General features: G+C 66.1%; 23 protein-coding genes and 1 tRNA gene. 4 read left to right on the forward strand and 20 right to left on the reverse strand.

Going from position 1 to position 26,023, the window contains the following annotated elements:
• Positions 1 to 5 precede the first annotated feature (5 nt).
• From BN1186_RS15015 to BN1186_RS15030, 4 genes are all read right to left on the reverse strand, one after another.
• Entirely contained in the window at positions 6 to 2,006 is a 2,001-nt protein-coding gene (locus tag BN1186_RS15015; RefSeq protein ID WP_052460233.1) for a mannosyltransferase family protein, read from the reverse strand.
• Between the two features lie 116 nt (positions 2,007 to 2,122).
• The gene (locus BN1186_RS15020) at positions 2,123 to 3,043 is read right to left on the reverse strand and encodes a carbohydrate ABC transporter permease (protein ID WP_040284722.1); all 921 of its coding nucleotides are present in this window, start codon (positions 3,041 to 3,043) and stop codon (positions 2,123 to 2,125) included.
• Entirely contained in the window at positions 3,040 to 3,945 is a 906-nt protein-coding gene (locus tag BN1186_RS15025; RefSeq protein ID WP_040284723.1) for a carbohydrate ABC transporter permease, read from the reverse strand. The genes BN1186_RS15020 and BN1186_RS15025 overlap by 4 nt, the downstream gene beginning before the upstream one ends.
• 72 nt (positions 3,946 to 4,017) lie before the next feature.
• Positions 4,018 to 5,337 carry an ABC transporter substrate-binding protein gene (locus tag BN1186_RS15030; protein ID WP_040284724.1) on the reverse strand — a complete coding sequence of 440 codons (1,320 nt, stop codon included), beginning with the start codon at positions 5,335 to 5,337 and terminating at the stop codon, positions 4,018 to 4,020.
• Between the two features lie 363 nt (positions 5,338 to 5,700).
• Here BN1186_RS15030 and BN1186_RS15035 point away from each other — a divergent pair, with 363 nt between their 5' ends.
• Positions 5,701 to 5,988 carry a hypothetical protein gene (locus BN1186_RS15035; protein WP_040284725.1) on the forward strand — a complete coding sequence of 96 codons (288 nt, stop codon included), beginning with the start codon at positions 5,701 to 5,703 and terminating at the stop codon, positions 5,986 to 5,988.
• A 471-nt stretch (positions 5,989 to 6,459) separates the two neighbouring features.
• Here the strand turns inward: BN1186_RS15035 and rpoC are convergent, their stop codons facing one another.
• The 4 genes from rpoC to rplJ form a co-directional block, all read right to left on the reverse strand.
• Positions 6,460 to 10,398 (reverse strand): DNA-directed RNA polymerase subunit beta', encoded by a 3,939-nt coding sequence (gene rpoC / locus BN1186_RS15040; protein WP_040284726.1) that lies wholly within the window; start codon positions 10,396 to 10,398, stop codon positions 6,460 to 6,462.
• Between the two features lie 81 nt (positions 10,399 to 10,479).
• Entirely contained in the window at positions 10,480 to 13,953 is a 3,474-nt protein-coding gene (rpoB, locus tag BN1186_RS15045) for a DNA-directed RNA polymerase subunit beta (protein WP_052460234.1), read from the reverse strand.
• A gap of 733 nt (positions 13,954 to 14,686) precedes the next feature.
• Entirely contained in the window at positions 14,687 to 15,088 is a 402-nt protein-coding gene (gene rplL, locus BN1186_RS15050; protein ID WP_040284728.1) for a 50S ribosomal protein L7/L12, read from the reverse strand.
• A gap of 44 nt (positions 15,089 to 15,132) precedes the next feature.
• A complete protein-coding gene (rplJ, locus tag BN1186_RS15055) occupies positions 15,133 to 15,750 on the reverse strand; it encodes a 50S ribosomal protein L10 (RefSeq protein WP_040284729.1) in 618 nt (205 codons plus the stop codon).
• A gap of 285 nt (positions 15,751 to 16,035) precedes the next feature.
• Here rplJ and BN1186_RS15060 point away from each other — a divergent pair, with 285 nt between their 5' ends.
• The 3 genes from BN1186_RS15060 to BN1186_RS15070 all read left to right on the forward strand — a co-directional run bounded on the left by BN1186_RS15060 (position 16,036) and on the right by BN1186_RS15070 (position 18,661).
• Positions 16,036 to 16,944 (forward strand): ABC transporter substrate-binding protein, encoded by a 909-nt coding sequence (locus BN1186_RS15060; RefSeq protein WP_040284730.1) that lies wholly within the window; start codon positions 16,036 to 16,038, stop codon positions 16,942 to 16,944.
• A 218-nt stretch (positions 16,945 to 17,162) separates the two neighbouring features.
• Positions 17,163 to 17,897, forward strand: coding sequence for an amino acid ABC transporter permease (locus BN1186_RS15065; protein ID WP_281278487.1), 735 nt, complete (start codon positions 17,163 to 17,165; stop codon positions 17,895 to 17,897).
• 11 nt (positions 17,898 to 17,908) lie between these two features.
• Entirely contained in the window at positions 17,909 to 18,661 is a 753-nt protein-coding gene (locus tag BN1186_RS15070) for an amino acid ABC transporter ATP-binding protein (RefSeq protein ID WP_040284731.1), read from the forward strand.
• Between the two features lie 51 nt (positions 18,662 to 18,712).
• On the opposite strand, the gene BN1186_RS15075 is transcribed toward BN1186_RS15070, so the two are convergent.
• The 12 genes from BN1186_RS15075 to BN1186_RS15125 all read right to left on the reverse strand — a co-directional run bounded on the left by BN1186_RS15075 (position 18,713) and on the right by BN1186_RS15125 (position 25,923).
• On the reverse strand, positions 18,713 to 19,030 hold the full coding sequence (locus tag BN1186_RS15075; RefSeq protein ID WP_052460235.1) for a type II toxin-antitoxin system PemK/MazF family toxin: 318 nt from the start codon (positions 19,028 to 19,030) through the stop codon (positions 18,713 to 18,715).
• Positions 19,027 to 19,260: a hypothetical protein gene (locus tag BN1186_RS15080; RefSeq protein ID WP_040284732.1), complete on the reverse strand. Its 234-nt coding sequence runs from the start codon at positions 19,258 to 19,260 to the stop codon at positions 19,027 to 19,029. Before BN1186_RS15080 ends, BN1186_RS15075 begins: the two co-directional genes overlap by 4 nt.
• A gap of 252 nt (positions 19,261 to 19,512) precedes the next feature.
• The gene (locus BN1186_RS15650; protein WP_180349090.1) at positions 19,513 to 19,659 is read right to left on the reverse strand and encodes a hypothetical protein; all 147 of its coding nucleotides are present in this window, start codon (positions 19,657 to 19,659) and stop codon (positions 19,513 to 19,515) included.
• Between the two features lie 118 nt (positions 19,660 to 19,777).
• Positions 19,778 to 20,533, reverse strand: a complete 756-nt coding sequence (locus tag BN1186_RS15085; RefSeq protein WP_040284733.1) for an enoyl-CoA hydratase/isomerase family protein — start codon at positions 20,531 to 20,533, stop codon at positions 19,778 to 19,780.
• Positions 20,515 to 21,165, reverse strand: coding sequence for a pyroglutamyl-peptidase I (locus BN1186_RS15090; RefSeq protein ID WP_040284984.1), 651 nt, complete (start codon positions 21,163 to 21,165; stop codon positions 20,515 to 20,517). Before BN1186_RS15090 ends, BN1186_RS15085 begins: the two co-directional genes overlap by 19 nt.
• A gap of 97 nt (positions 21,166 to 21,262) precedes the next feature.
• Complete coding sequence (rplA, locus tag BN1186_RS15095) at positions 21,263 to 21,964, reverse strand: 50S ribosomal protein L1 (protein ID WP_040284734.1); 702 nt, start codon at positions 21,962 to 21,964, stop codon at positions 21,263 to 21,265.
• Between the two features lie 93 nt (positions 21,965 to 22,057).
• Positions 22,058 to 22,486: a 50S ribosomal protein L11 gene (rplK, locus tag BN1186_RS15100; protein ID WP_040284735.1), complete on the reverse strand. Its 429-nt coding sequence runs from the start codon at positions 22,484 to 22,486 to the stop codon at positions 22,058 to 22,060.
• Positions 22,487 to 22,546: 60 nt separating this feature from the next.
• On the reverse strand, positions 22,547 to 23,341 hold the full coding sequence (gene nusG / locus BN1186_RS15105; protein WP_040284736.1) for a transcription termination/antitermination protein NusG: 795 nt from the start codon (positions 23,339 to 23,341) through the stop codon (positions 22,547 to 22,549).
• Between the two features lie 5 nt (positions 23,342 to 23,346).
• Entirely contained in the window at positions 23,347 to 23,844 is a 498-nt protein-coding gene (secE, locus tag BN1186_RS15110) for a preprotein translocase subunit SecE (RefSeq protein WP_052460236.1), read from the reverse strand.
• Between the two features lie 80 nt (positions 23,845 to 23,924).
• Positions 23,925 to 23,997 (reverse strand) — tRNA-Trp (locus tag BN1186_RS15115).
• A gap of 51 nt (positions 23,998 to 24,048) precedes the next feature.
• The gene (locus BN1186_RS15120; RefSeq protein ID WP_040284737.1) at positions 24,049 to 24,702 is read right to left on the reverse strand and encodes a response regulator; all 654 of its coding nucleotides are present in this window, start codon (positions 24,700 to 24,702) and stop codon (positions 24,049 to 24,051) included.
• Positions 24,703 to 24,711: 9 nt separating this feature from the next.
• Positions 24,712 to 25,923 carry a sensor histidine kinase gene (locus tag BN1186_RS15125; protein WP_082031471.1) on the reverse strand — a complete coding sequence of 404 codons (1,212 nt, stop codon included), beginning with the start codon at positions 25,921 to 25,923 and terminating at the stop codon, positions 24,712 to 24,714.
• Positions 25,924 to 26,023: the final 100 nt, after the last annotated feature.

Genomic DNA, 26,023 nt, shown 5'->3' on the forward strand with positions numbered 1-26,023 from the left:
CAGGCTCAGAAGAACCAGCGCCCGCTGGTCAGCACGACGGCACCCACCATGGCCAGGCCCGCAAGCAGCACCACGACATAGGAGTGCACTGCTTCCCTGCGGCGGGTCAGCGCGGCCAGTGCGAACGCGAACGGGAAGAACGCCAGGGCCAGGCGTGGGTTGCTGAAGTACCACGTGTTGCCCAGGGCGATGATCAGGGTGGCGCCGACGTAGACGCTGTAGCCCACGTAGCCGCGCCACATGAGCCACAGCAGGAGGAGGACGGACAGGCCGGCGAAGATGACCTCCAGCCGCCAGGCGAAGATGTTGTTGGCCGAGTAGCCGCCCTCCCAGGTGTTCCACGTCAGGACCAGGCCATCGACCAGGCCGACGAATTCGCGTCCCCAGCCCTCCTTCTGCGCGTGCTGGAAGGCGAAGAAGGCCCCCGCAACCTCGCGGAGATGCAGGCCATAGGCCCAGAAGGGGATGGTGGCCGCCGCCATGGCCAGGGCGGACATCAGAAGCTTGCGCCAGTCTGGCCAGACGCGCCTGGCCAGTTCGAAGGCCACGCCCATCAGGACCAGCAGCCCCACCGTCCGGGTGCCCACCGCGACGGCGGCGAACAGCGCTGCCGGCCAGGGGCGCCCGCGGTAGGCGTAGTAGAACGCGGGGATGGCGCCGGCGAGGAACAGCGCCTCGGTGTAGGGGGCCACCAGGAAGGCAGCCGTGGGAAACAGCAGCAGGTACAACTGGGCGTGCCTGCCCGCGAAGCCGTGCAACTCGGCGAGGCGATGGAGGTAGACGCATGCGACGAAACTGGCCAGCAGCGAGATCAGCATGCCCGCGATGAGCGGTTCGAGGCCCAGCGCGCTCAGCCCCCGCACGCTCAGCGGGAACAAGGGGAAGAAGGCGGCCGCGTTGCCGTTGGCCACGTCCGCAGCGTATCCCCGCTGCGCGATCTCGATGAAGTACTCCGCGTCCCAGCGCAGCCAGGTCTCGAGCGTGAACTCGGGCTGCATCTCGTCACGCGTCGTCAGCCACTGCGCCGCATAGGCACCCAGCACGTACATCACCCGGGTGACCCCCACCGCCACCGCTGCGGTGACGACCGCGGGACGCCACGCGGGCCAACCCGAGGGAGGATCGGCTTCGACGTGCCGGGCGGCGGGAGTGGCCGGGGGCACGACGCGCAGCCGGTCCTGCACCGGCCAGAGGAGATCCCAGAAGACGAGGGCGAGGATCCAGACCTGGGCGACGATCGGCGCCGCCGTCAGCAGCGCGTGGAGCCAGTGGGCGGGGTCGCTGCCCGCGGGCCCGAACCAGCCCGAGGCGCCCGCCGCATAGGCGGCCTGCGCGACGCCCACGACGAGGACCTCGAGCGGATACGGCCTGGCCACCAGCACCGCGAGCAGCACCCACACCCCCACGTGCGGCGCCACCTCCGGTGCTAGCAGCACGGAGCTCAGGACCACCACAGCGATGAGGGAGCCGACGCGGGGGCTCTGCCCGGTGCTGCGCAGCAGGCCGAAGAGGCAACCCAGCGCCAGGAACAACGCCGCGAAGCCCAGCCACCCGGCGTGGCCGATGCTGGGTCCCCACAGACCCAGGAGGTACCACACTGACCCCGGGCCGACGGGGGCGTCGATCTGCGCGAGATAGCTCTGCACGACGCCGGCCGGGCCCTGGCCGAAGGCCAGTTGCCCGATCAGGAGCGCCCCCGCGGCGGGCGCGCCCACCTGCAGCAGGCGCCGCCAGCCCTCCCTCAGCCCCACCGCCACCAGAACGGCCAGTGCCACCGCCACCGGCATGCTGCCGCCGCAGATAGCAAGGCCCAACAGCACCCCGGCCACGACGCGGCGGCCGTCGGCGAACGCGACCAGCGCGAGGCCGGTGAGGGCCAGCGGAATCATCTCAGCCGGGGAACGGACGAGGGCGACGGCACCGCTGAGCAACGCCACCACCAACGGCACCCACAGGAGCCGGGCCGAGTAGCGGCGCAGCGAGGCCTCCGCGGGAAGCTTGTTCATGGCGATGAGACTACTGGCCTGACAGGGACCGAGCCCAACGGATCCCGGCATGGAACTGGCCGGCGGGATGGGGATCCATCCGACCGGCCAGTTGCAGGTGTCCTGATCGGGGCGGGTTACTTCACAGAGCCGCTCATCAGGCCGCTCACGAAGTAGCGGCCCAGGAAGATGTAGACCAGCAGCGTGGGCAGCGAAGCCACGAGCACGCCCGCCATCATGCGGGAGTAATCAGGGTTCTGCGCCGACGCCAACTCCTGCAGTGCGTACGTCACCGGGCCGGTGTTGCGGTCGGTGAGGAACAGTGCGAACAGGAAGTCGTTCCAGGCGGAGGTGAACTGCCAGATCATCGTCACCACGAACGCGGGCGCCGACACCGGCAGCACGATCTTGGTGAAGATCGACCACATCCCAGCGCCGTCCACGCGCGCCGCCTCGATGATGTCGGTGGGCACCGCGGTGGCGTAGTAGTTGCGGAAGATGAGGGTGCAGATCGGGATGCCGTAGATGACGTGCGCGATGATGAGCGTGGGCACGCCGGAGAGGAACGGCATCGACTGGTTCATGTTGATCATGAGCGCCTGCAGCGGGATCATCACAGCCTGGTACGGGATGAACATGCCGAACAGGAACATCGTGAAGATGATGTCCGCGCCGGGGAACTTCCACTTCGAGAAGACGAAGCCGTTCATCGAACCCAGGATCGAGGCGAACACAGCCGACGAGATGGCCAGCACGACGGAGCGGACCAGCGCGGGTGCGAGGGCCTCCCAGGCGGCGGCCCAGCCGTCGAAACTCAGCCGCTCCGGCAGGTTCCAGGCGGTGACCACCGAGAAATCGGCGGGCGACTTGAAGCTCGTGACCAGCACCACATAAATCGGCATCAGGATGATTGCGACGAAGAAGATGAGCAGCGCCATGCGGATGACGCGCCAGGACACCTCTCCCGGGGTCACCGTCTTCTTGCGGGGCTTCAGCGACGTGAGCGCCGAGCCCTCCCCCTCCAGGGGAGCGGGGGGTGCGACAGTTGAGGTGGTCATCGCATGTCCTTCTCAGTCTTGTTGGTGTAGACGAGGTAGGGGATGACCACCAGCGCCACGATCAACAGCAGGATGGTGGCGTTGGCCGCCGCCTGCGGGGCGTTCTTCTGCTGGAACAGCTGGACCCACATCAGCGTGGCAGGCACGTCGGCGACGACGTTGTTCTGGCCGGCGATGGCGTAGATCAGGTCGAACGTCTTCATCGACATGTGGCCGATGATGATCAGCGCGGACAGCGCGATGGGCGACAACTGCGGGAACAGCACGTGGCGGTAGATCTGCCACTCCCCCGCACCATCCATGCGGGCGGCCTCACGCTGATCCTCCGAGATGCCCCGGAAGCCGGCGAGGAACAACGCCATCACGTAGCCGGACAACTGCCAGACGGCGGGCATGGCCATGGCGGCCATGCTGAACGCGCCGGGGTCCGACCACCAGCGGGACTGCAACTCCGGCATGCCCATCATGATCAGCAGGCGGTTGAGGCCGATGGCCTGGTTGTCGCCGATGCCGGGTGACAGGAGCCACTTCCACACGGTGCCCGAGGCGATGAACGACACGGCCATCGGGAAGAGGTAGACGGAACGGAAGAAGCCCTCGCCCTTGACGCCCTTCTCCAGAAGGATGGCCCAGATCAGGCCGAACAGCATGGTGCCGCCGACGAACACAGCGGTGAGCACCAGCAGATTCCACAGCGAATCCTGGTACCGCTGATCTGCCAGCAGGGACGTGTAGTTTTCAAACCCGCCGGGAGCGACGACCCGCTCGTTACCGGCGAATGTCTTGGTCGACGATCGCTCGAAGGAGGTTGCGATGTTCTGGCCGATGAGGCCATAGACGAACACAACCACCAGCAGAATCGACGGGGTCACCAGGAGGAGACCCTGCCACTTCTTGAACATTGAGTTACCTTCCCACGGGGAAGGGTCCCTGGGCGCGGCGCGCCCAGGGACCCAACCTGACGGATCAGACGATCAGCGGAAGCTCTCGGCAGCCGACGCGAGGTCGGACACCAGAGCGGCTTCATCCTTGTTCGTCCAGAAGCTGGACACGGCTGCCTGGATCTCGCCCAACCAGGCGTTCGACGTCGCAGCACCGTGCGCGATCGAGGAGGCGATGGCGTCGTTCTGGAACGACTCCATGGCGCTCTGCTGGTAGGCCGGGAACTCATCGATGGAGACATCGGTGCGAGCCGGGATCGAGCCCTTGGCGAGGTTGAAGTCCATCTGGCCTTCGGCGGAGCCGACGAGGCGCAGCCAGTCCTTGGCGCCCTCGGGGTTCGGCGCGCCGTTGGGCAGCGTGAAGGAATCAGCCAGGAAGAGGAAGGTGCCCTCGGTGCCCGGGGTGGGCCAGTAGAGGTAGTCCTCGCCGTCCTTCATCCCCTTCTCGTTGAACTGCGCAACGGCCCAGTCGCCCATCACGTTGTAGGCGGCGGTGCCGTCGATGACCATGTCGGTGGCCTGCGGCCAGTCGTCAGCGCCACCGGTGTTGGCGAACTCGAGGAGCTTGGCGTACTTCGACACCGCGCTCTCCACCTCGGGGGAGTTCCAGTCACCGTCGGTGAACAGCGCGTTGTACTTGTCCGTGCCGAGCTCGGAGAGCAGGACGGACTCGAGGAAGTGGACCTGGGTCCATGGGGCGGTGCCGATGGCCAGCGGGGTCTCGACGCCGGCGGCCTTCAGCTTCTCCATGTCGGCGATCCAGGCGTCCAGATCGGCAGGAGCCTCGTGGCTGATGTCGGCCTGGTCCAGCACCGCGGGGTTGACCCAGGCGACGTTGGAGCGGTGGACGTTGGAGGGGATGGAGTAGATGTTGCCGTCGACCGTGATGAGGTCGAGCAGGTTCTGCGGGAACACATCCGCGCCGCCCAGTTCATCCATCACGTCGTTGACGGGGAGGATCTGCTCCGCCTGGATATAGTCGAACAGTTCAGCACCGGCGTGGCCCTGGAAGGAATCCGGCGGGTTGTTGTTCTGCAGGTCTGCTTCCAGTTTCGCCTTGGCGTTGGAGCCGGCGCCGCCGGCCACGGCCAGGTTGACGAACGTGTCGTTGGGGAACATCTCGCCGAAGCGCTTCTCGAGGGCCTCGAGACCCACCTTCTCGGAGCCTTCAGCCCACCAGGTGAACACGCCGACGTCGCCGCCGGCGCCACCCTCGGTGCCGCCGGGGGCGGCAGCGCTGGTCTCGCCACCATCAGCAGGGGTGGTGGGGTCAGCGGGATCGGCGTCGGTGCCGCAGGCGGAGAGCGCCAGGATGCTGGCCAGGCCAGCAGCGATGAGTGCCTTGAATCGCATCAACAAACCTCCTTGGTTGTCTTTCTTCTTCCCGGCTGCGCAACCGCGCGCAGAGGGGTTTGGCAGCGTTATCATCGCATGTTCGGGCAAACAACCTGTAGCGCGCCCCCCGATAAGTGACCGAACCGTTATGAACGCTCACCGGGTCCGCCCACTTGGCGCTTTGCCGGGAACGCGCACCAGTTCCGCTCAGTTCTGAGACGGCTGTGGACACCCCCGCTCCTGAAACATATTGCGTCCGTTGGGCGAGGTGTCGCCCGCTTGATCTAAGGCGCCAGTGCAGGCGTCCGAAGAAATGGGGAAACCCACGTCACCTTCGAACTGCCGGAGAATTTCGCCGACTACACCGACGTCCAGTTCACCATGGACTACATCGGCGTCAATGACCCCACCAGCGCCACCGAGATCTGGTACTGGGTCAACGAGACCCCCAACGCCACATACGACAGCCTCACGGTGTTCCACGGCATGGTGAAGGATTCCCGTACGCTTCAGACCGGTGCCGCCCTGAGCACGGATGGCCTGCAGGCGGGCACCAACACCATCACGTTCGGCATGCCCCGCCGCGATGCCGCACACTACCTGTACATGACTGCCATCTCGGCGCTCAACATCTCCTGGACCGTGACGGCCGCCATCACGTGCCCGTGATCTGACTCTCAACGCAACCAGGAGGGTCGGCTTCGGCCGGCGCCCTCCTTCTTTTCCATGTCTGTCTTCGCCGAGCCGCACGTGCCGGATGCGGCTGGACGACCCTGGCGCGATAGAGGATGACTCCCGTCTTCATCCGCCCGCGGCTCGCACACCTGCCGGGAATGAGGTGCTGGATCGGCCGCGGGGGCCCTTTACTTCGACCTGTCCGGCGCTTCGCGCTGGGACAGGCTCAGCACAAGCGTCGTCCGCTGGCTCGCAGGCGAACGCTCAGGAATCGGTTGCGAGCGCCCTTCTTTCCCCGACCTCGGCGGAGCACACCCGCAGTGGGACAAGTGACAGATCGACTGCGGGGGTTTCGACACCGCTCGTAGAACTCGCGGGCTCAACCAGCGCGAACGCAACCGGCTCAACCAGCACGCGATAAGGGCCCGAGACCTGGCGGTCTCGGGCCCTTCACCGGTTTCAGCGTCAGCGGATCTCGCCGAAGTCCATCTCGTCGAGCGGGACGGCGGGGCCGACGACGTCAGAGCCGAACGCGTAGTCGTACGGGTCGTAGCTCATCGTGTAGGCGGTGGCGCGGGCCTCTTCGGTGGGCTCCACCCGGATGTTGCGGTAACGGTCGAGACCGGTACCAGCCGGGATCAACTTGCCGAGGATGACGTTCTCCTTCAGGCCCATGAGCTTGTCGCTCTTGCCCTGGATGGCGGCATCCGTGAGCACCTTGGTCGTCTCCTGGAAGGAGGCGGCCGACAGCCACGACTCCGTCGCCAGCGACGCCTTGGTGATACCCATCAGCACCGGGCGACCCTCGGCGGGCTTGCCACCCTCCGACAGCGCCTGGCGGTTGGCCGTCTCGTAGGTGGGACGGTCCACCAGTTCGCCGGGCATCATCGTGGTGTCACCCGAGTCGATGACCGTCACGCGACGGAGCATCTGGCGGATGATGATCTCGATGTGCTTGTCGTGGATGGGAGCGCCCTGCGTGCGGTACACGCGCTGGACCTCTTCCACCAGGTGCTCCTGCACCTTGCGGAGGCCACGCACGCGCAGCACGTCCTGCGGATCCATCTGGCCGGCGGTGAGCTGCTGACCGATGGTCACGCGCACGCCGTCCTGGATGTGGATGCGCTGGCCGTTGGCGTCCTCGAACTCGAGGCGCGTACGGCGACCCACCGGGTACTCCAGGTCCTCACCACCGTCATCGCGGACGATGACGATCTTGCGGGAACGGTCCCCGTCCTCGATGCGCACGACGCCATCGGCCTCGGCGATCGGGGCCTTGCCCTTGGGCTGGCGGGCCTCGAATAGCTCGGTGACACGGGGCAGACCCTGCGTGATGTCGTCGCCGGCCACACCACCGGTGTGGAAGGTACGCATCGTCAGCTGGGTGCCGGGCTCACCGATGGACTGGGCCGCGACGATGCCGACGGCCTCGCCGACATCGACGAGCTTGCCGGAGGCCAGCGAACGGCCGTAGCACATGGCGCAGGTGCCGACCGCGGACTCACAGGTGAGCACGGAACGGACCTTGACCTCGGTGACGCCTGCGTCGACCAGCTTCTGGATCTCGGCATCGCCCAGATCCGTGCCGGCCTCGACGAGCACCTCACCCTTGGCGTCGACGGCGTCGACAGCCAGGGAGCGGGCGTAGACGGCGGTCTCCACCTCGATGGACATCTCCACGGAAGCGCCCTTGGCGAACGGCTCGGCGGGCACCTCGATGGGGCGACCCGTCTCGTCCGTACCCGGCGTGCTCCACTTCGCGATGACCTTGGTGAGGCCACGCTCGGTGCCACAGTCCTCCTCGCGGATGATGACATCCTGCGAGACGTCGACCAGACGACGGGTGAGGTAACCGGAGTCAGCGGTACGCAGAGCGGTATCGGCCTGACCCTTACGGCCACCGTGCGTCGAGATGAAGTACTCGAGCACGGACAGGCCCTCACGGAAGTTGGACTTGATCGGTCGGGCGATGATCTCACCCTTCGGGTTGGCCACGAGGCCACGCATGGCAGCGATCTGACGCATCTGCGTCATGTTTCCTCGCGCACCGGAATCCACCATCATGTAGATGGGGTTATCAGTGGTGAAGTTCGCCTTCATCGCCTCGGTCAGCTCCGTGGTGGCGTCACCCCAGATGCCGATCAGTTCAGAGCGACGCTCGTCCTCGGTCAGCTGACCGCGGTCGTACAGCGTGTCGATCTTCGTGGCGCGACGCTCGTACACGTCGAGGATCTCGGCCTTCTGCGGCGGGGTCTGCACATCCGAGATGGACACGGTCACGCCGGAGCGCGACGCCCACTTGAAGCCCATGTCCTTCAGGTTGTCCAGCGCAGCGGCGACCTCGACCTTCGGGTAGCTCTCCGCCAGCTCGTTGATGATCTGGCCGAGCACCTTCTTGCCGACGACGGTGTTGATGTAGTGGAAGTCCTCCGGGAGCGCCTCGTTGAAGAGGGCGCGACCCAGGGTGGTCTCCAGCAGCACCGAGCCGTCAGCGCGGGGCTCCACGCCGTCGACCTTCACGCCGCGCAGCACGATACGGCACTTGGCGCCGATCTCCAGCTCGTGGCGGTCGAAGGCCATGACTGCCTCGGCCAGCGACGAGAAGACGCGACCCTCACCCTTCGTGCCACGCTCAGACGTGAGGAAGTAGTGACCGATGATCATGTCCTGCGTGGGCATGGTCACGGGGCGGCCGTCAGCCGGCTTGAGGATGTTGTTGGTCGAGAGCATCAGCACGCGTGCCTCAGCCTGGGCTTCAGCCGACAGCGGGAGGTGGACGGCCATCTGGTCACCGTCGAAGTCGGCGTTGAACGCCGTGCAGACGAGCGGGTGGATCTGGATGGCCTTGCCCTCGATGAGCTGCGGCTCGAACGCCTGGATGCCGAGGCGGTGCAGGGTTGGTGCACGGTTCAGCAGCACGGGGTGCTCGGTGATGACCTCTTCGAGGACGTCCCACACGACGGGGCGCTGACGCTCCACCATGCGCTTGGCGGCCTTGATGTTCTGGGCGTGGTTCAGGTCGTCGAGACGCTTCATCACGAACGGCTTGAACAGCTCCAGCGCCATGGCCTTCGGCAGGCCGCACTGGTGCAGCTTCAGCTGCGGGCCGACCACGATAACCGAACGGCCGGAGTAGTCGACGCGCTTGCCGAGGAGGTTCTGACGGAAACGACCCTGCTTGCCCTTGAGCATGTCCGAGATGGACTTCAGGGGGCGGTTACCGGGGCCGGTCACCGGGCGGCCGCGACGGCCGTTGTCGAACAGCGAGTCCACGGCCTCCTGCAGCATCCGCTTCTCGTTGTTGACGATGATCTCGGGGGCGCCGAGGTCGATGAGTCGCTTGAGGCGGTTGTTGCGGTTGATGACGCGACGGTAGAGGTCGTTGAGGTCCGACGTGGCGAAGCGGCCACCGTCGAGTTGCACCATGGGGCGCAGATCCGGGGGGATGACCGGGACGACGTCGAGCACCATCGACGACGGGGCGTGCTGGCCGTTGAGGAAGGCGCTGACCACCTTGAGGCGCTTCAGGGCCCGGGTCTTGCGCTGGCCCTTGCCGGTGGCGATGGTCTCGCGCAGCGACTCGGACTCGGCCTTCAGGTCGAAGTCCTGGAGGCGCTTCTGGATGGCCTCGGCGCCCATGGAGCCCTCGAAGTACTTGCCGAAGCGCTTCTTCATCTCGCGGTAGAGGATCTCATCGCCCTCCAGGTCCTGAACCTTCAGGCCCTTGAAGCGCTGCCACACCTCTTCGATGCGGTCCAGCTGACGCTGCGCGCGGGTGCGGATGAGGTTGGCTTCCTTCTCCCCCGCCTCGCGCACCTTGCGCTTGACGTCGGCCTTGGCGCCCTCTTCCTCAAGCGCGGCGAGGTCCTCCTCCAGCTTGCGCAGGCGGGTCTCGATATCCGCGTCGCGCTTGTTGGCGACCTGCTTGGTCTCGTTTTCCACCTTCGCCTGCAGCGACGAGAGGTCCCGGTGACGGGCCTCCTCATCCACCGAGGTGATCATGTGCGCGGCGAAGTAGATGACCTTCTCGAGGTCCTTCGGCGCGATGTCGAGGAGGTAGCCGAGGCGGCTGGGGACACCCTTGAAGTACCAGATGTGGGTCACGGGCGCGGCCAGTTCGATGTGGCCCATGCGCTCGCGACGCACGTTGCTGCGGCTCACCTGAACGCCACAGCGCTCACACACGATGCCCTTGAAACGGACCCGCTTGTACTTGCCGCAGTAGCACTCCCAGTCCCGCGTGGGGCCGAAGATCTTCTCGCAGAAGAGGCCGTCACGCTCCGGCTTGAGGGTGCGGTAGTTGATGGTCTCGGGCTTCTTGACCTCGCCCTCGGACCACTTCTGGATCTGCTCAGTGCTCGCGAGCCCGATCCGGAGTTCGTCGTAGAAGTTCACGTCCAGCACGTTTGGCTTCTCTTTCCCCTACTTCGGCAGTAGGCGCCTTGTCCTGAAAAGTCTGAGTTTTTGGGTGTGACTGAGTTCAACTCAGACTTCGCCGACGTCCATGAAGCTGTCGCTTCCGGGACGGCGGCCCAGATCGATGCCGAAGTCTTCCGCCGAGCGCATATCGTCTTCCGAATCCGCAAGGTCGATGACGGTGCCGTCACCGGAGAGCACTTCGACGTTCAGGCAGAGCGACTTCATCTCCTTGACCAGCACCTTGAAGGACTCGGGGATGCCCGGCTCGGGGATGTTCTCGCCCTTGACGATCGCCTCGTAGACCTTGACGCGGCCAGGCACGTCATCGGACTTGATGGTGAGCAGCTCCTGCAGGGCCCAGGCGGCGCCATAGGCCTCGAGGGCCCACACCTCCATCTCACCGAAGCGCTGGCCACCGAACTGGGCCTTGCCGCCCAGCGGCTGCTGCGTGATCATCGAGTAGGGGCCCGTCGAACGCGCGTGGATCTTGTCGTCGACGAGGTGGTGCAGCTTCAGCATGTACATGTAGCCGACGCCGATGGGCTCCGGGTACGGCTCGCCGGAGCGGCCGTCGTACAGGCGGGCCTTGCCGCTGGAGTCGATGAGACGGTCACCGTCACGGGTCTCGAGGGAGTTCTCCAGCAGGCCGGTGATCTCGTGCTCGTTGGCGCCGTCGAAGACGGGGCTGGCGACCTTGGCGTCGCCCTCCACACGGCCGAGGCCGACGTCGCGGAGACGCTCAGCCCAATCGGCCTTGACCTCCGTGATGTCCCAACCGGTCTTGGCGATCCAACCGAGGTGGTTCTCGAGCACCTGGCCGACGTTCATTCGCGACGGGACACCCAGCGGGTTCAGCACGATGTCGACGGGAGTGCCGTCCTCGAGGAACGGCATGTCCTCCACCGGCAGGATCTTCGAGATGACGCCCTTGTTACCGTGGCGGCCGGCGAGCTTGTCGCCGTCGGAGATCTTGCGCTTCTGGGCCACGTGCACGCGGACCAGCTGGTTCACGCCGGGGGGCAGTTCGTCGTCGTCCTCGCGGTTGAACACGCGCACACCGATGACGGTGCCGGACTCGCCGTGGGGCACCTTCAGCGAGGTGTCGCGCACCTCGCGGGCCTTCTCGCCGAAGATGGCGCGCAGCAGGCGCTCCTCGGGCGTGAGCTCGGTCTCGCCCTTCGGGGTCACCTTGCCGACGAGGATGTCGCCGGCGGAGACCTCGGCGCCGATGCGCACGATGCCACGCTCGTCGAGATCGGCCAGCATCTCGTCGGAGACGTTGGGAATCTCCCGGGTGATCTCCTCGGCGCCCAGCTTGGTGTCGCGGGCGTCGACCTCGTGCTCCTCGATGTGGATCGAGGTCAGCACGTCGTCCTGGACGATGCGCTGCGACAGGATGATGGCGTCCTCGTAGTTGAGGCCCTCCCACGGCATGAACGCCACGAGGAGGTTCTTGCCCAGGGCGAGTTCACCCTGATCCGTACAGGGGCCATCGGCCAGCGGGGTGCCGACCTCGACGCGGTCACCGGGGGCCACCAACGGACGCTGGTTGATGCAGGTGCCGGCGTTGGAGCGCACGAACTTGTCGAGCTTGAAGGTGGAATAGGTGCCGTCGTCGTTGGTGATCTCGATGAGATCGGCGGACACGGAGGTGACGGCGCCGGGCTTGCGCGCAAGGGTGACGTCACCGACGTCGACAGCGGCGCGGTACTCCATGCCGGTGCCCACGAACGGGGACTCGTTGCGCAGCAGCGGCACGGCCTGGCGCTGCATGTTGGCGCCCATGAGGGCTCGCGATGCGTCGTCGTGCTCGAGGAACGGGATCAGCGCGGTGGCGATGGAGACCATCTGGCGCGGCGACACGTCCATGTACTCGACCTCGGCGAGGGGCACCTCGTCGGCGTCACCGTGCTTGAGGCGCACGAGCACGCGCTCCTCCGTGAGGCGACCATCCTCGTCGACGGCGGCGTTGGCCTGCGCGATCGCGTAGCGGTCCTCCTCGTCGGCGGTGAGGTAGTCGATCTGATCGGTGACCTTGCCGTCGACGACCTTGCGGTAGGGCGTCTCGATGAAGCCGAACGCGTTGACGCGGGCGAACGAGGCCAGCGAGCCGATGAGGCCGATGTTGGGGCCTTCAGGGGTCTCGATGGGGCACATGCGGCCGTAGTGCGACGGGTGGACGTCTCGGACCTCCATGCCGGCGCGGTCACGGGACAGACCACCGGGGCCCAGCGCGGACAGGCGACGCTTGTGCGTCAGGCCGGCCAGAGGGTTGTTCTGGTCCATGAACTGCGACAGCTGCGAGGTGCCGAAGAACTCCTTCAGCGCGGCGGTCACCGGACGGATGTTGATCAGCGTCTGCGGGGTGATGGCCTCGATGTCCTGAGTGGTCATGCGGTCACGCACGACACGCTCCATGCGGCCCAGGCCGGTGCGCAGCTGATTCTGGATCAGCTCGCCGACGGTGCGGAGGCGACGGTTGCCGAAGTGGTCAATGTCATCGGCCTCGACGGGGACGTCGCCCAGCATCTCCTTGTGCTCGTGGAGGGCCACGACGTAGCGGATGGCCGCGGCGATGTCCTCTTCAGTGAGCACCTGCTGGTCGAACGGCAGGTCCAGGCCCAGCTTCTTGTTGATCTTGTAGCGACCAACCTTGGCCAGGTCGTAGCGCTTGTCGTTGAAGTAGTAGTTCTCCAGCAACTGCTGCGCAGCGTCACGCGCCGGGGGCTCACCCGGGCGGAGCTTGCGGTAGATGTCGAGGAGGGCCTCGTCCTGCGTCTTGACGGTGTCCTTCTCGAGCGTCAGGCGCATCGACTCGTTGTCGCCGAACTCGGCGAGGATGCGGTCTTCGCTCCAGCCGAGCGCCTTGAGCAGGACGGTGACGTTCTGCTTGCGCTTACGGTCGAGGCGCACGAAGACCATGTCGCGCTTGTCGATCTCGAACTCCAGCCACGCGCCGCGCGACGGGATGACCTTGCAGGAGTAGATGTCCTTGTCCGACGTCTTGTCGGGCGTCTGCTCGAAGTAGACGCCGGGCGAACGCACGAGCTGGGACACGACGACACGCTCGGTGCCGTTGATGATGAAGGTGCCGCGATCGGTCATCAGCGGGAAGTCGCCGATGAAAACGGTCTGAGACTTGATCTCGCCGGTTTCGTTGTTGGTGAACTCAGCGGTCACGAAGAGCGGGGCGGCGTACGTGGCGTCGCGGTCCTTGCACTCATCGATGCTCCACTTGGGCTCTTCGAAGCGGTGGTCGCGGAACGACAGCTGCATCGAGTCCTGGAAATCGGAGATGGGTGAGATCTCGGCGAAGATCTCCTCGAGGCCGGAGCGGGTGTTGACGTCGGTCCGGCCGGCAGCAAGCTGCTCTTCGACCTTCGCCCGCCAGGTCTCATTCCCGATCAGCCAGTTGTATGCGTCGATCTGCAGATCCAGGAGGTTGGGCACCTCCAGAGGCTCGTGAATCTTCGCGAACGAGATACGGCCGGTGGACGAGACGACATTGGTGTTCTTCAACGCAGAGCGCGAGGCGGCCAAGATTGGGTCCTTCCAAGAACGCTTGAAGCAAATATCCGTGCATGGCGAAGGGCCCGTGTCAAATCACGGGCGCAACGCATAGCGGGGCAAGGAATTACTATATAGCAGATTGGTGCGGACGGCAACAACCGCGGGCCCCACAATTTCGGCCTGCGGTGAAAGCGACTCAACGCTGATGACGCATGAGCGATGATACCGCCCCGTGCCCGCCTGGCAAGTACCCGCGCTGGCGTTTCGCGGCCGTCGCATCCCAGAGCCGCACGAGGCATTCGGCGTGTCCTTCGCCCTCGGTGGCGTTTGCGCGCCACCGGGCATCTGCGGCCTCGCCGTCAGCCGTGGAGCGGAACCGCACTTCCATAGATCGCCTTCGGGCAACGGAGCTTCAGCCAGCAGGCTCTCGCAGGCCTCTTCGCCGACGGCGCTGAAGCTCTACCAGTCCCGTGCGGCGACCCGGTCGTCGCGCACGACCCACTCGAGGAGGCCCGCGGGGGGGGGTCCTCCCGAGGTCCCACCGGGAAGGTGACGAGCTGCCAGGAGTACCCGTCCAGCACCTCGACGGCGCGCGGCAGTTCGGCGCGTTCCTTCAGACGCCAGCATCGCCAGGGTCACCACGGGGACGCTCAACCAGCGCTTCGGCATGACTCGACGTTAGCCGAGGCCCGGTGGGCGGCAATGACAAACGGCCCGCCCCCTTGCGGGGGCGGGCCGTTCGAAGAGTTGTGTGTGACCTAGATCACTTGAACTCGACGGTGCCACCGGCGGCCTCGAGGGCCTCCTTGGCCTTGTCAGCAGTCTCCTTGTCGACGCCCTCGAGCACCGGCTTCGGAGCGCCCTCAACGAGGTCCTTGGCCTCCTTCAGGCCGAGGGAGGTCAGAGCGCGCACCTCCTTGATGACGGCGATCTTCTTGTCGCCACCCGAGGTCAGGATGACGTCGACCTTGTCGGAGCCACCCTCGTCCGCGGCGTCGCCAGCGGCGTCGCCGCCACCAGCGGCGGGAGCAGCAGCGGCAACGGCCACCGGAGCGGCAGCGGTCACGCCGAAGGCGTCCTCGAACAGCTTGACGAACTCGGAGAGCTCGATCAGGGTCATCTCCTTGAAGGCGTCAAGGAGCTCTTCGTTGGTGAGCTTAGCCATGAGGCTTTCCTTTCAGATTTGTCCGCAGCGTGCGGAACAGTGAGTTATTCCGCAGCGTCCGCTGCTTCAGGTGCCGCTTCCGCGGCGGGGGTCTCGTCCGTGGCTTCGGCGGCGGGCGCGGAGCCCTCGCCACCGATCAGGGCGGGGTTGGCCTGCGCGGCATCGCGGAGCGCGCCGAGCACACGGGCACCCTGCGACAGCGGTGCAGCCAGCATGTAGGCGGCCTTGGCCAGGTTGGCCTGCAGCGCGCCTGCCATCTTGGCCAGCAGAACCTCGCGGGATTCGAGGTCGGCCAGCTTGAGGACAGCCTGGGCGTCGAGGAACTTGCCCTCCAGGACGCCACCCTTGATTGCCAGAGACGGATTTGCCTTCGCGAAGTCACGCAGCCCCTTGGTGGCGGCGGCGATGTCACCGGTGACGAAAGCGATAGCGGTGGGGCCGGTCAGGGACTCTTCGATCCCGTCGATGCCGGCTTCCTTGGCCGCGATCGCCGTCAGGGTGTTCTTCGCAACGGCGTAGCTGGCGTTCTCACCGAGGGAACGGCGCAGTTCCTTGAGCTGCGCCACGGTGAGACCGCGGTACTCGGTCAGCACTGCCGCCTCGGACTTGCTGAATGCTTCAGCCAGATCCGAAACCTTGGCAGCCTTATCCGGCCTCGCCATATGAGTCTCCTTCCGGTCTAACCCTCTGCCTGCCCTGGACGGACCGGCTGAGGGCCGAAGTGACGCGTGGCCACAAAAAAACGCCCAACGCCGGCGGCGTGGGGCGGACAGGATGGATCCTGGTTGTCTCACGTTCACCTGCGCGGGTGCCATGTGGCGTTATGGCTGTTGAGCCACCTGCGGTCTTCGGCTCACAGGACAATACCCGATGCGAACCTCGCCACCAAATCCACTACTCTGCTGTGGTTGACACCATTCCCCAGCACCGCTTGAGAGAAGACTGACATGCGCCGCATCATCGCCGCTGGCCTCATGGCCGCCCTCACCCTGACAGCCTGTGGCGGACAGGACGCCGCCCCCGAGGAGGGGCAGGCGGGCACCGATTCCGCCGACCTGAGCTACGACGTCTCCGGCGTGGAGAAGGTCGACGAGATCGCCGCCCTCCTGCCGCAGGCCGTGGCCGACAAGGGCACGCTCATCGTCGGCGCCGCCACCGACTACGCGCCGGCGGAGTTCCGCGCCGATGACCTGCAGACCGCCATCGGCTACGACGTGGACCTCAGCAAGGCGCTGGGCCGCGTGCTGGGCCTCGAGGCCGAGGTGGTCGACGGCGAGTTCGCCTCGCTGCTGCCGGGCATGGGCTCGAAGTACGACATCGGCATCTCCTCGTTCACCATCACGGAGGAGCGCACCGCCAACTACAACATGATCAGCTACATCACGGTGGGCTCCAGCTACGCCGTGCAGAAGGGCAACCCGGAGGGCTTCAACCCCGATGACGTGTGCGGCCAGGCAATCGGCGTGCAGACCGGCACGTGGCAGGAAGAGGAGCTGGGTCTGTTCAACGAGCAGTGCGCAGCCGACGGCAAGGAGGCCATCGAGATCCTCTCCTACCCCCGCCAGGGCGACGTGACCACCAACGTGGTGGGCGGCAAGGCCAAGGCCTTCTACGCCGATTCGACCGTTGCAGGCTACGCCGTCGAGATCACGGGTGACCAGCTCGAGGTGGTGGGCGGGGTCCGCGACGCCGCCGCGCAGGGCATCGTGGTGCCGCAGGACGACGCCGAGATGACCGAGGCGGTCCAGAAGGCCATGCAGCACCTCATGGATGAGGGCCTCTGGCAGGAGATCCTCGACGCGTGGGGCGTCGAGGAGGCCGCGCTCGAGACCGCTGAGCTCAACCCCGCGGGCTGATGCAGATGTCCTCCCACCAACCGGAGTTGATCCGCGCCCGTCCCGTTCCCAGGCCCAGTGTCTGGATCTGGGCGGCCATCGTGCTGGTGCTGTTCGCGATGCTCGTGCACGGGTTGCTCACCAACCCGAACTACCGCTGGGACGTCGTCGCTGAGTACCTGTTCGATGCGCGGGTCCTCTCCGCGGTGGGCTGGACCCTGATCCTGACGGTCGCGGCGATGGCCCTGGGCATCCTGCTGGCCGTCACCACCGCCATCATGCGGATGGGCACCAACCCCATCCTCCGCGGCGTGGCCTACGTCTACATCTGGTTCTTCCGCGGCACCCCCATCTACACCCAGTTGGTGTTCTGGGGCCTGGTGGCGGTCCTCTACCCGCGGCTGAGCCTGGGCATCCCGTTCGGGCCGGAGTTCTTCGTCTTCAACACCCAGGACGTGATCAACGCCACCGTCGCCGCGATCCTAGGCCTTGGCCTCAACGAGGGCGCCTACCTTTCCGAGATCGTGCGCGGCGGCCTCAACTCCGTGGACAAGGGGCAGTGGGAGGCCTCCACCGCGCTGGGGATGAAGCGTTCCACCACCCTGCGCCGGATCGTCATCCCACAGGCAATGCGCGTGATCGTGCCGCCCACCGGCAACGAGACCATCTCCATGCTGAAGACCACCTCGCTGGTGTTGGCGGTGCCGTTCTCGTTGGAACTCACGTTCGTCACCAACGCCATCGGCAACAAGACGTTCCTGCCCGTGCCGCTGCTGATCGTCGCCGCCATCTGGTACCTGTTCATCACCTCCGTGCTGATGGTGGGCCAGGCCAAGCTGGAGCGCTACTACGGCCGGGGCTTCGACGACACCCAGGCCGGCACCGGCAAGGTCAAGGGCATGTCCAAGCGGCAGCAGGCCATCCTCGCGTCCGGCACCGTCCACGACGACCCCAATCTGGAGGTGACCCCGTGACCGAGACCCCTATGGTCGACATACAGGGCGTGCACAAGTTCTTCGGCGAACTGCACGTCCTCAAGGGAGTGGATCTCCAGGTCCAGGGGGGCGAGGTCTGCGTCGTGCTGGGGCCATCCGGCTCCGGCAAGTCCACCCTCATCCGCTGCATCAACGAGCTTGAGCAGATCAGCGCCGGGCGGCTCTATGTCGATGGCGACCTGATGGGCATGCGCGAGGTCAACGGCAAGCTCCACCGCCTCAGCGACAAGCAGGTCGCCAAGCAGCGCGAACGCGTGGGCATGGTGTTCCAGCGCTTCAACCTGTTCCCCCACATGACGGCCCGCGAGAACGTCATGGAAGCCCCCCGCCAGGTGCGGGGCATCGACAAGGACGAGGCCGGGAGGCTGGCCGACGAGCAGCTGGCCCGCGTCGGCCTCTCGGACCGGTCGGACCACTACCCCGCGCAGCTTTCCGGCGGTCAGCAGCAGCGCGTCGCCATCGCGCGCGCCCTGGCCATGGAACCCGATCTGATGCTCTTCGACGAGCCCACCTCGGCGCTCGACCCGGAACTCGTGGGTGAGGTGCTGGGCGTCATGCAGGAGCTTGCGGCCAGCGGCATGACCATGATCGTGGTGACCCACGAAGTGGGCTTCGCCCGCGAGGTCGCCGATCAGGTGGTGTTCATGGACGACGGTGTGATCGTCGAGCGCGGCGCCCCCGCCCAGGTGATCGACAATCCGCAGGAGCAGCGCACCCGGGACTTCTTCGACAAGGTCCTCTGACCGCTGTCAGACTCTGGGCCCTGTACCGCCTCAGGGATTGGCCCAGTGGACTCAGGCCCCGATCAGCCGACCGATGACGGCCACGACCGGGGCAACGTCATAGCCGGTGTGCTCGATCCTGGTGATGCGCTCCACATGGGCCGTTCTCGGCTGCTCTCCGATGGCATAGGACCCTTCGGCCAACCGCACCCGAGTCGCCCACCGGCGTTCCGCGCTGGTCATGGGCACCACGATGACCAACCCCATGGCGCGTGCCATCCGTGCATCAGAGAGCACTAAGTGCGGCCTGTGCCCACGCTGTTCGCGCCCCTCCGTCGGGTCCATGGAGAGCCACACCACATCCCCCCTGGCCGGCAGCGTTGCGCTCACAGCTTGACGTCTTCCACCGCGTAGCCCTCATCCAGATCGTCTCCGTCCGCGCTCATCGCGGCTGCGTAGCCTTCAGGCGTGAGGTCTGCGAAGGATGCCCAGAAATCAGCTTCTTCACGCTCATCCAGGAGTCCACGCAGGAATGCGTCAATCGTCTGGCGCTGGGCTGCTGCCGCGGCCTTGATACGGTCACGGGTGTCCTCGCGGATCGCGATTGTCGTACGGTCCATGCATCAATACTACCTGCATGAATAGTCTGACTGAAGAGTCTGACTTCCGCAGAGCTTCAACAACGGGGTCCCCGGACGCTGGCCCCGGAACGTCGACCAGCGAGCTTGCGAGCCCGGCGATGACGAAGGGGCCCCGCAGCTTGTCTGCTGGCGCCTGTGGGGCCCTTCGTCGCGGGGGGACGCTCAGGACCAGAGAACACGAAACGGCCCCGGCGTAGCGCCGGGGCCGTCAGGTGATTGTGGTGGCGTGAGCTACCAGATGCGGATGCCCTTGCCGTTCCGGAGCGGAACGAAGTTCAGGATCAGGCCGACGACGATCAGGATGATGCCGATCGTCACCAGGATCTGGATGCTGGCCACGAGGCCGATGATGAGAAGGATGAGGCCGAGCGAAACCATGTTCTACTCCCTTACTTTCGGATGAAAAGAGCGGCAGCACCGCCCAACGCTTGAGTTTGTCATTGAATACGCAATCAGTTATACATCGTTAAGGGTGACCCCTCCCCGGGGTGTCTCCTCACTCAGGACGCCACGTGAACCTGGGTGCGCGGCGTTCCTGGAAGGCCGCGATGCCCTCGGCCAGGTCTGGCCCGTCGTTGGCGCGACCCACCCAGGCGATCGCCGTCTCGGCGCTCAGGTCTCGTCGCGTGAGGCCGTCGACGATCTCCTTCGACGCGTGGATCGTCAACTGCGACAACTCCCCCATCCCGCGCGCCATTTCGAGCGCGGTCTCCAGCGCCGAGCCGTCGTCGACCACCCGGTTCAGCAGCCCGACGGCGAGTGCCCGCTGGGCGTCGTAGCGGACGGCCGTGTAGAGCATCTCTTTGGTGGCGGCAACGCCCATGATGTGCAGCATCCGCTGCGTGGCGGAGACGGGGTAGACGATGCCCAGCCGGGCAGGCGGGGTGGAGAAGGTGGCCGAGGCGCCTGCGACGCGCAGGTCGCACGCCACTGCCATCTGCACTCCCCCACCGAAACAACTGCCCTCGATGGCCGCGATCACGGGCTTGGGGCTGGCGGCGATGGCATTCTCCGCGTTGCTGGGCCGCTCCGTGTGGTGGAGTTCGTCCAGGCCGGAGATGTCCGCGCCAGCACAGAACGCTCCCGCGGCGCCGGTCAGCACGGTGGCGAGGATGCTCGCGTCGCCGTCGATCTCCCCCATGACCGCGGGCATCTGCCGCCACATGTCGTCGGTCATTGCGTTGCGCTTGCCGGGATTGTTGATGGTGACGACGGCGATGTCGCCCTCACGCGTCAGGTCGATGCTTCCCATGAGGTCATTCTTACCGCTTCGACGGCCGCGGCGAGGGCGGTCACCAGGTCTGCCAGGCTGAGGACCGGGTGTTCCTCCCCTGCACCCGGCTCGCGGGACGGGTCGGTCTCGGCGCCGACGATCGCTTCCCCCCGCGCACGCACCGCGGGCACATGGATGAACCCCGCGGGGCCGTCGAAATCGGTCAGCGCGGCACGGAACACGGCGTTGCAGACGAAGCGCCCCGCGTCATCGGACGCCTCGGCCCGAATGCCGGCGTCCGTGATCGCCGCCACTAAGGCCTCCACATCAAGCCCCGACGCGAGACGAGGTTCGCCGTCGTCGATGGTGCCGGAGGGCTGCTGTCCGTCATTGTCCGGGATCCGTGCCTGCCGCTCGTTGACGGCCCACCGCTCCGGCGTCACAGCGCCCCTGCCGCCGGCCTCCCCGATGCAGAGCACCACATCGGGCTGCGTGGCGCGAATGGCCTCGGCGAGCGCCCGCGGGGCGCCGTTGAAGGTGACGGGCAGGATGACGGTGTGAAGCTCGACGGCCGGATCCTGCCATCTCTCAGCGAGGGCGAGTACCGCGTCGCCGCTGGCGTTGGCGACATCGCCGCCGAAGGGTTCGAAACCGGAAACAAGAACGCGCATGAGTGCCAGTGTGGCACTCATGCGCGTTGTTGGGATGTGTGGCCCCTTCGGCCGGTCGTACTGCTCCTTCGTCGCAGGCACCCGGCTCAGGGATCGATCAGGCTTCGGCGGGCTTGTGGGCCGAGGAGTCGATGGTGACCGAGGGGCTCATCGTCGCGGAGACGGCGATGCGGCGCAGGTAGCGGCCCTTCGCAGCGGCCGGCTTGAGACGGAGGACCTCGTCGAGCACGGCGAAGTAGTTCTCAGCCAGCTGCTGCTCCGAGAAGGAGGCCTTGCCGATGATGAACTGCAGGTTGGCGTGACGGTCCACGCGGAACTCGATCTTGCCGCCCTTGATGTCGGCCACGGCCTTGCCGGTGTCCATGGTCACGGTGCCGGTCTTCGGGTTCGGCATCAGGCCACGAGGGCCGAGCACGCGGCCCAGGCGGCCGACCTTGCCCATGAGATCCGGGGTGGCGACCACGGCGTCGAAGTCGAGGTAGCCGCCGGCCACCTTCTCGATCAGTTCGTCGGTGCCGACCTCGTCTGCGCCAGCCTCGCGGGCGGCATCAGCCTTGTCACCGGCGGCGAAGACGAGGACCCGTGCCGTCTTGCCAGTGCCGTGCGGAAGGTTGATGGTGCCGCGGACCAGCTGGTCCGCCTTGCGGGGGTCGACGCCGAGGCGCATGGCCACGTCGATCGACTCGTCGAACTTGGCCGTGGCCATCTCCTTGATGAGGCGGATGGCCTCTTCAGGGCTGTACGCCTGGCCCTCAGCGCGCTTCTCAGCGGCTGCCTTGTATGCCTTGCTGTGCTTCATGCTGGTTCCTTACATGTTGCCGGGCTCGCAGCCCGGTCCACCAGTTCTGGTGTGGGGAGCACTCCCCTACCAGGGTTGTTGATTGGGGGTTGATCAGACGATGCTGACGCCCATGGAGCGGGCGGTGCCTTCGACGATCTTCATGGCGGCCTCAACGTCATTGGCGTTGAGATCCGGCAGCTTGGTGGTGGCGATCTCGCGGACCTGGTCCTTTGTGATCTTGCCCACCTTGTCGGCCAGCGGGTTCGCTGCACCGGACTTGATGCCGGCAGCCTTCTTGATGAGCTCAGCGGCCGGCGGGGTCTTCGTGATGAAGGTGAACGTGCGATCCTCGTAGATGGTGATCTCGACGGGGATGACGTTGCCGCGCTGGGATTCGGTCTGGGCGTTGTACGCCTTGACGAACTCCATGATGTTGACGCCGTGGGGACCGAGGGCGGTACCGACCGGCGGGGCAGGCGTGGCTGCGCCAGCCTGCAGGGCGACCTTGACGAGGGCCGCGACCTTCTTCTTGGGAGGCATGGGGGGTCCTTTACCTAAGCGGATGGATTGTGCGCCCTGTGACAGGCGCGACGCACAATCTTAGACGACCTTCTCGACCTGCTTGAAATCCAGGTCGACAGGGGTCTCGCGGCCGAGGATCTCGACGAGAGCGATGAGCCGCTGATTGTTGGCGTTGAGTTCGGTGATCGTGGCGTGCACCCCTGCGAAGGGGCCGTCGGTCACCATGACGGAGTCGCCGACAGCCAAGTCGACAACTTCGACCTTCTTCTTCCTGGACGCCTCGGCACCCGCGTGAGCGGCGTTGACCTTGGCGACGACAGAAGGAGTCAGCATGTGGAGGACCTCGTCGATGGACAGCGGCACGGGCTGCTGGCCCTGGCCGACGAAGCCGGTGACGGAGGGGGTCTGGCGCACGACGCTCCACGAGTCGTCGGTCAGATCCATCCGGATGAGGACGTAACCGGGCAGCACGCAGCGGGTGACGGTCTTGCGGCCGTTGTTGCGCACCTCGACGACGTCCTCGGTGGGGACGACCGTCTCGAAGATGTAGTCCTCCATGTTCAGCGTCACGACACGGGCGTCCACGTTCTGCTTGACGCGGTTCTCCATGCCGGAGTAGGTGTGGATGACGTACCAGTCACCGAACTTGGATTCAAGTTCCGTGCGGAGCTCTTCGATGGCGGTCTCGAGAGCCACATCACGGTCGTGCTCCGCCTCTTCTGCGGCCTCGTCTACCTCCTCCTCCAGATCGGAGAGTTCGACGGGGGCCTCTTCCTCCTCGGGAACGCCGAGATCGATCTCCACCTCGTCGGTGGCGGTCTCCTCGATGGGGCCGAGGTCAACCTCAACCTCGTAGTCGGAATTTTCAGTCATGGAAATCAGCTCCCAAACAGCTGCAGCAGCGACCAGCCGAAGAACACGTCCAGCAGGCCCACGATCGTGATCATGATCAGCACGAAGATCAACACGGCGCTGAACATGGTCAGCGTCTGCGGCCACGTGGGCCACACGACTTTCTTGAGCTCAGAGCCAGACTGCTTGGCGAACTCGATCGGGTTGGACGCCTTGTACGGATCGTCATGGTCCGTCAGCGCCTCTGAGCGCTTACGGGTGGCGGTGTCCTTCTTACGGACGGGTGCCTTGGCGGTAGTGCGACGCACGGGGGCCAGCGCAGCGGCGGCCTCGCGCTCCTCCGGGGTGAAGTCCTTCTCCAGTTCTCCGAGGGTGATGTCCTCGTCTGCGTCGGCGACTTCTTCTTCGGCGGCGGCCAGCGCGTCGGGGTCTTCGACCTCGACGGCGTCGTCTGCAGGCGCGTCAGGTTCGCCGGGGACGAACTCCTCGTTCTCCGGCTCTGCGTCATGCGACTTGTCGCTCACGCCTTTTCCCTTCGCTTGACAAACAAAATGCCTCCGGCGGGAGCCGTAGGCTGATGTGTGTAGCCCTGCCGGCTACCTAGCAGGGTAAGAGGGACTCGAACCCCCAACCTGCGGTTTTGGAGACCGCTGCTCTGCCAGTTGAGCTATTACCCTTTGGTGCTCGGTCAACTATAGGGGTTTTCGCCCGATGAGTCGAACCAGCGCTCATCCAACCAGGCCATGTTGATACGCGGCGACGACGACCTGCACCCTGTCGCGCAGCCCCATCTTGCGCAGGATGGCGCCGACGTGGGACTTGACCGTGGATTCGGAGGCGTAGATGGTCTGACCGATCTCCACGTTGCTCAGCCCCTGGGACACCAACGCGAACACCTCGCGTTCCTTCTCCGATAACTCTTCAAAGCCCGCGGGCGGTGCGGGTTTGGCGACGAAGGAGGCGTCCAGCAGCGTGGCCAGGTCGTCTGGGGCGATCACCCCGTTGCCACTGTGCACGGTGCGGATCGAATCTGTCAGCATCTGCGGCGTGATGTCCTTCAGCAGGAAGCCGCTGGCGCCGTGCCGGATGGCGGTGGCCGCGCGGTCGTCGAGATTGAAGGTGGTCAGCACCAGCACCTTGACGCCGGAACCTGAGGCGACGGCGGCCTCGAGGATGCGGCGGGTGGCCTCCACGCCGTCGACGCCGGGCATCCGGATGTCCATCAGGATCACGTCGGGGTCGAGTTGCGCGGCGAGGGCGACGGCCTCCTCACCGTCGGCGGCCTCCCCCACCACCTCGAGGTCGTCCTGCGCGTTGACGATGACGCGGATGGCGGAGCGGAACAGTTCCTGGTCGTCGACCAGCATCACCTGGATGGGCACAACACTCTCCTAGTTGGCGCGCAGCGGCAGCCACGCGGTGGCGGTGACCACGTCACCGTCGTCGCTCTGGTGCCTGCTGAGCTCGAAACTACCGCCCACAGCCTCCAGCCGCGCGGACATGCCCGAGATGCCGGAGCCGTGCAGGGCCCGCGAGATGGTGTGCCCGCCGTCGAGGTTGCGCACCTCGAGGGTGAGGCGGTCCGCCCACGTGAGCGCCACCGCGATGGGCCGGCCGTGCTCCCCGTGCTTGATAGCGTTGGTGAGCATCTCCTGCAGCACGCGGTACGCGACGGTCTCCGCATCCGGCGGGAGTGCACGGCTCTTGCCGAGTTGGGTGACCTCGAGGTCGACGCCGGAGGCCTGCACGCTCTCGAGCAGCGCACCGAGCCCACCGGGCGGGGCCTGCACGGGCGGCTGCTCCCCGCGGGCGGCGTGCAGCACCTCGCGGATCTCGCCCAGGGAGCGGCGGGCGCAGGTGGCGATGTTGTGCATCGACTCGTGCAGGTCCTGGGTGTTGGTGAGGTACTGCGCGGATTCGGCCTGCATGAGGATCACGGCGAGGGAGTGGCCGACGACGTCGTGCACTTCGCGCGCCAGCCTGGCGCTGGCCGCCTCTGAGGCGGCGACGCGGGTGAGGCGCTGCTCCTCCAGGACGGACTGCTGTTGCGCCTCGATGGCGTACAGGCGCTGCAGTTCGGCGTCCTCGGCGCGCTCCTCCTGGGCGCGGAGCTGCGCCTGGGAGCGCTGCCGCAGCCCCAGCAGCCACGGGGCTCCGAGATAGCCGCACACGAGAAGGAAGGTGAAAGGGAAGCTGGATGCGCCGAACATGCTGCCCAATGACGCCGCAGCCACCATGGCGCCCGCCGCGAGCGACAGGCCGGAGGCGACGACGGTGGTGCGGGTACCGAACCGGGTGGTGGTGTAGGCCAGCCATCCCCCCGCGAGGACCTGGGTGAACAGGGGGCTGGGGTCACCCTGAGACGTGAGGAGGAAGAACGCACTGCCCGCCCAGAAGAAGCCCAGGGCCATGCCCGGTCGCCTTCTGGCGAGGACCAGCACCAGCATCATCACGGGCACCGCGTACTGACGCATGTGCAGATACGAATGGCCGGCCCACGACAAGAACTCCAGCGTGCCCAACACCAGTGCGGTGGCGAGCACTATCCGGTCGGCCTTCACACCCCAGTCGACGCTCTCAGGGCGGGTTCGTGTCACTGTCATGGCTCCAAACTAGGGCCGGAAATGCACCAGCGCATCCGACTCAAGGTCAGATGCGCTGGTACTTATCGGCGTTGGTTGAGCCTGCGAGTTCTACGAGCAG

The organism is Tessaracoccus massiliensis, assembly GCF_000826065.2.
Taxonomy (GTDB): domain Bacteria; phylum Actinomycetota; class Actinomycetes; order Propionibacteriales; family Propionibacteriaceae; genus Arachnia; species Arachnia massiliensis_A.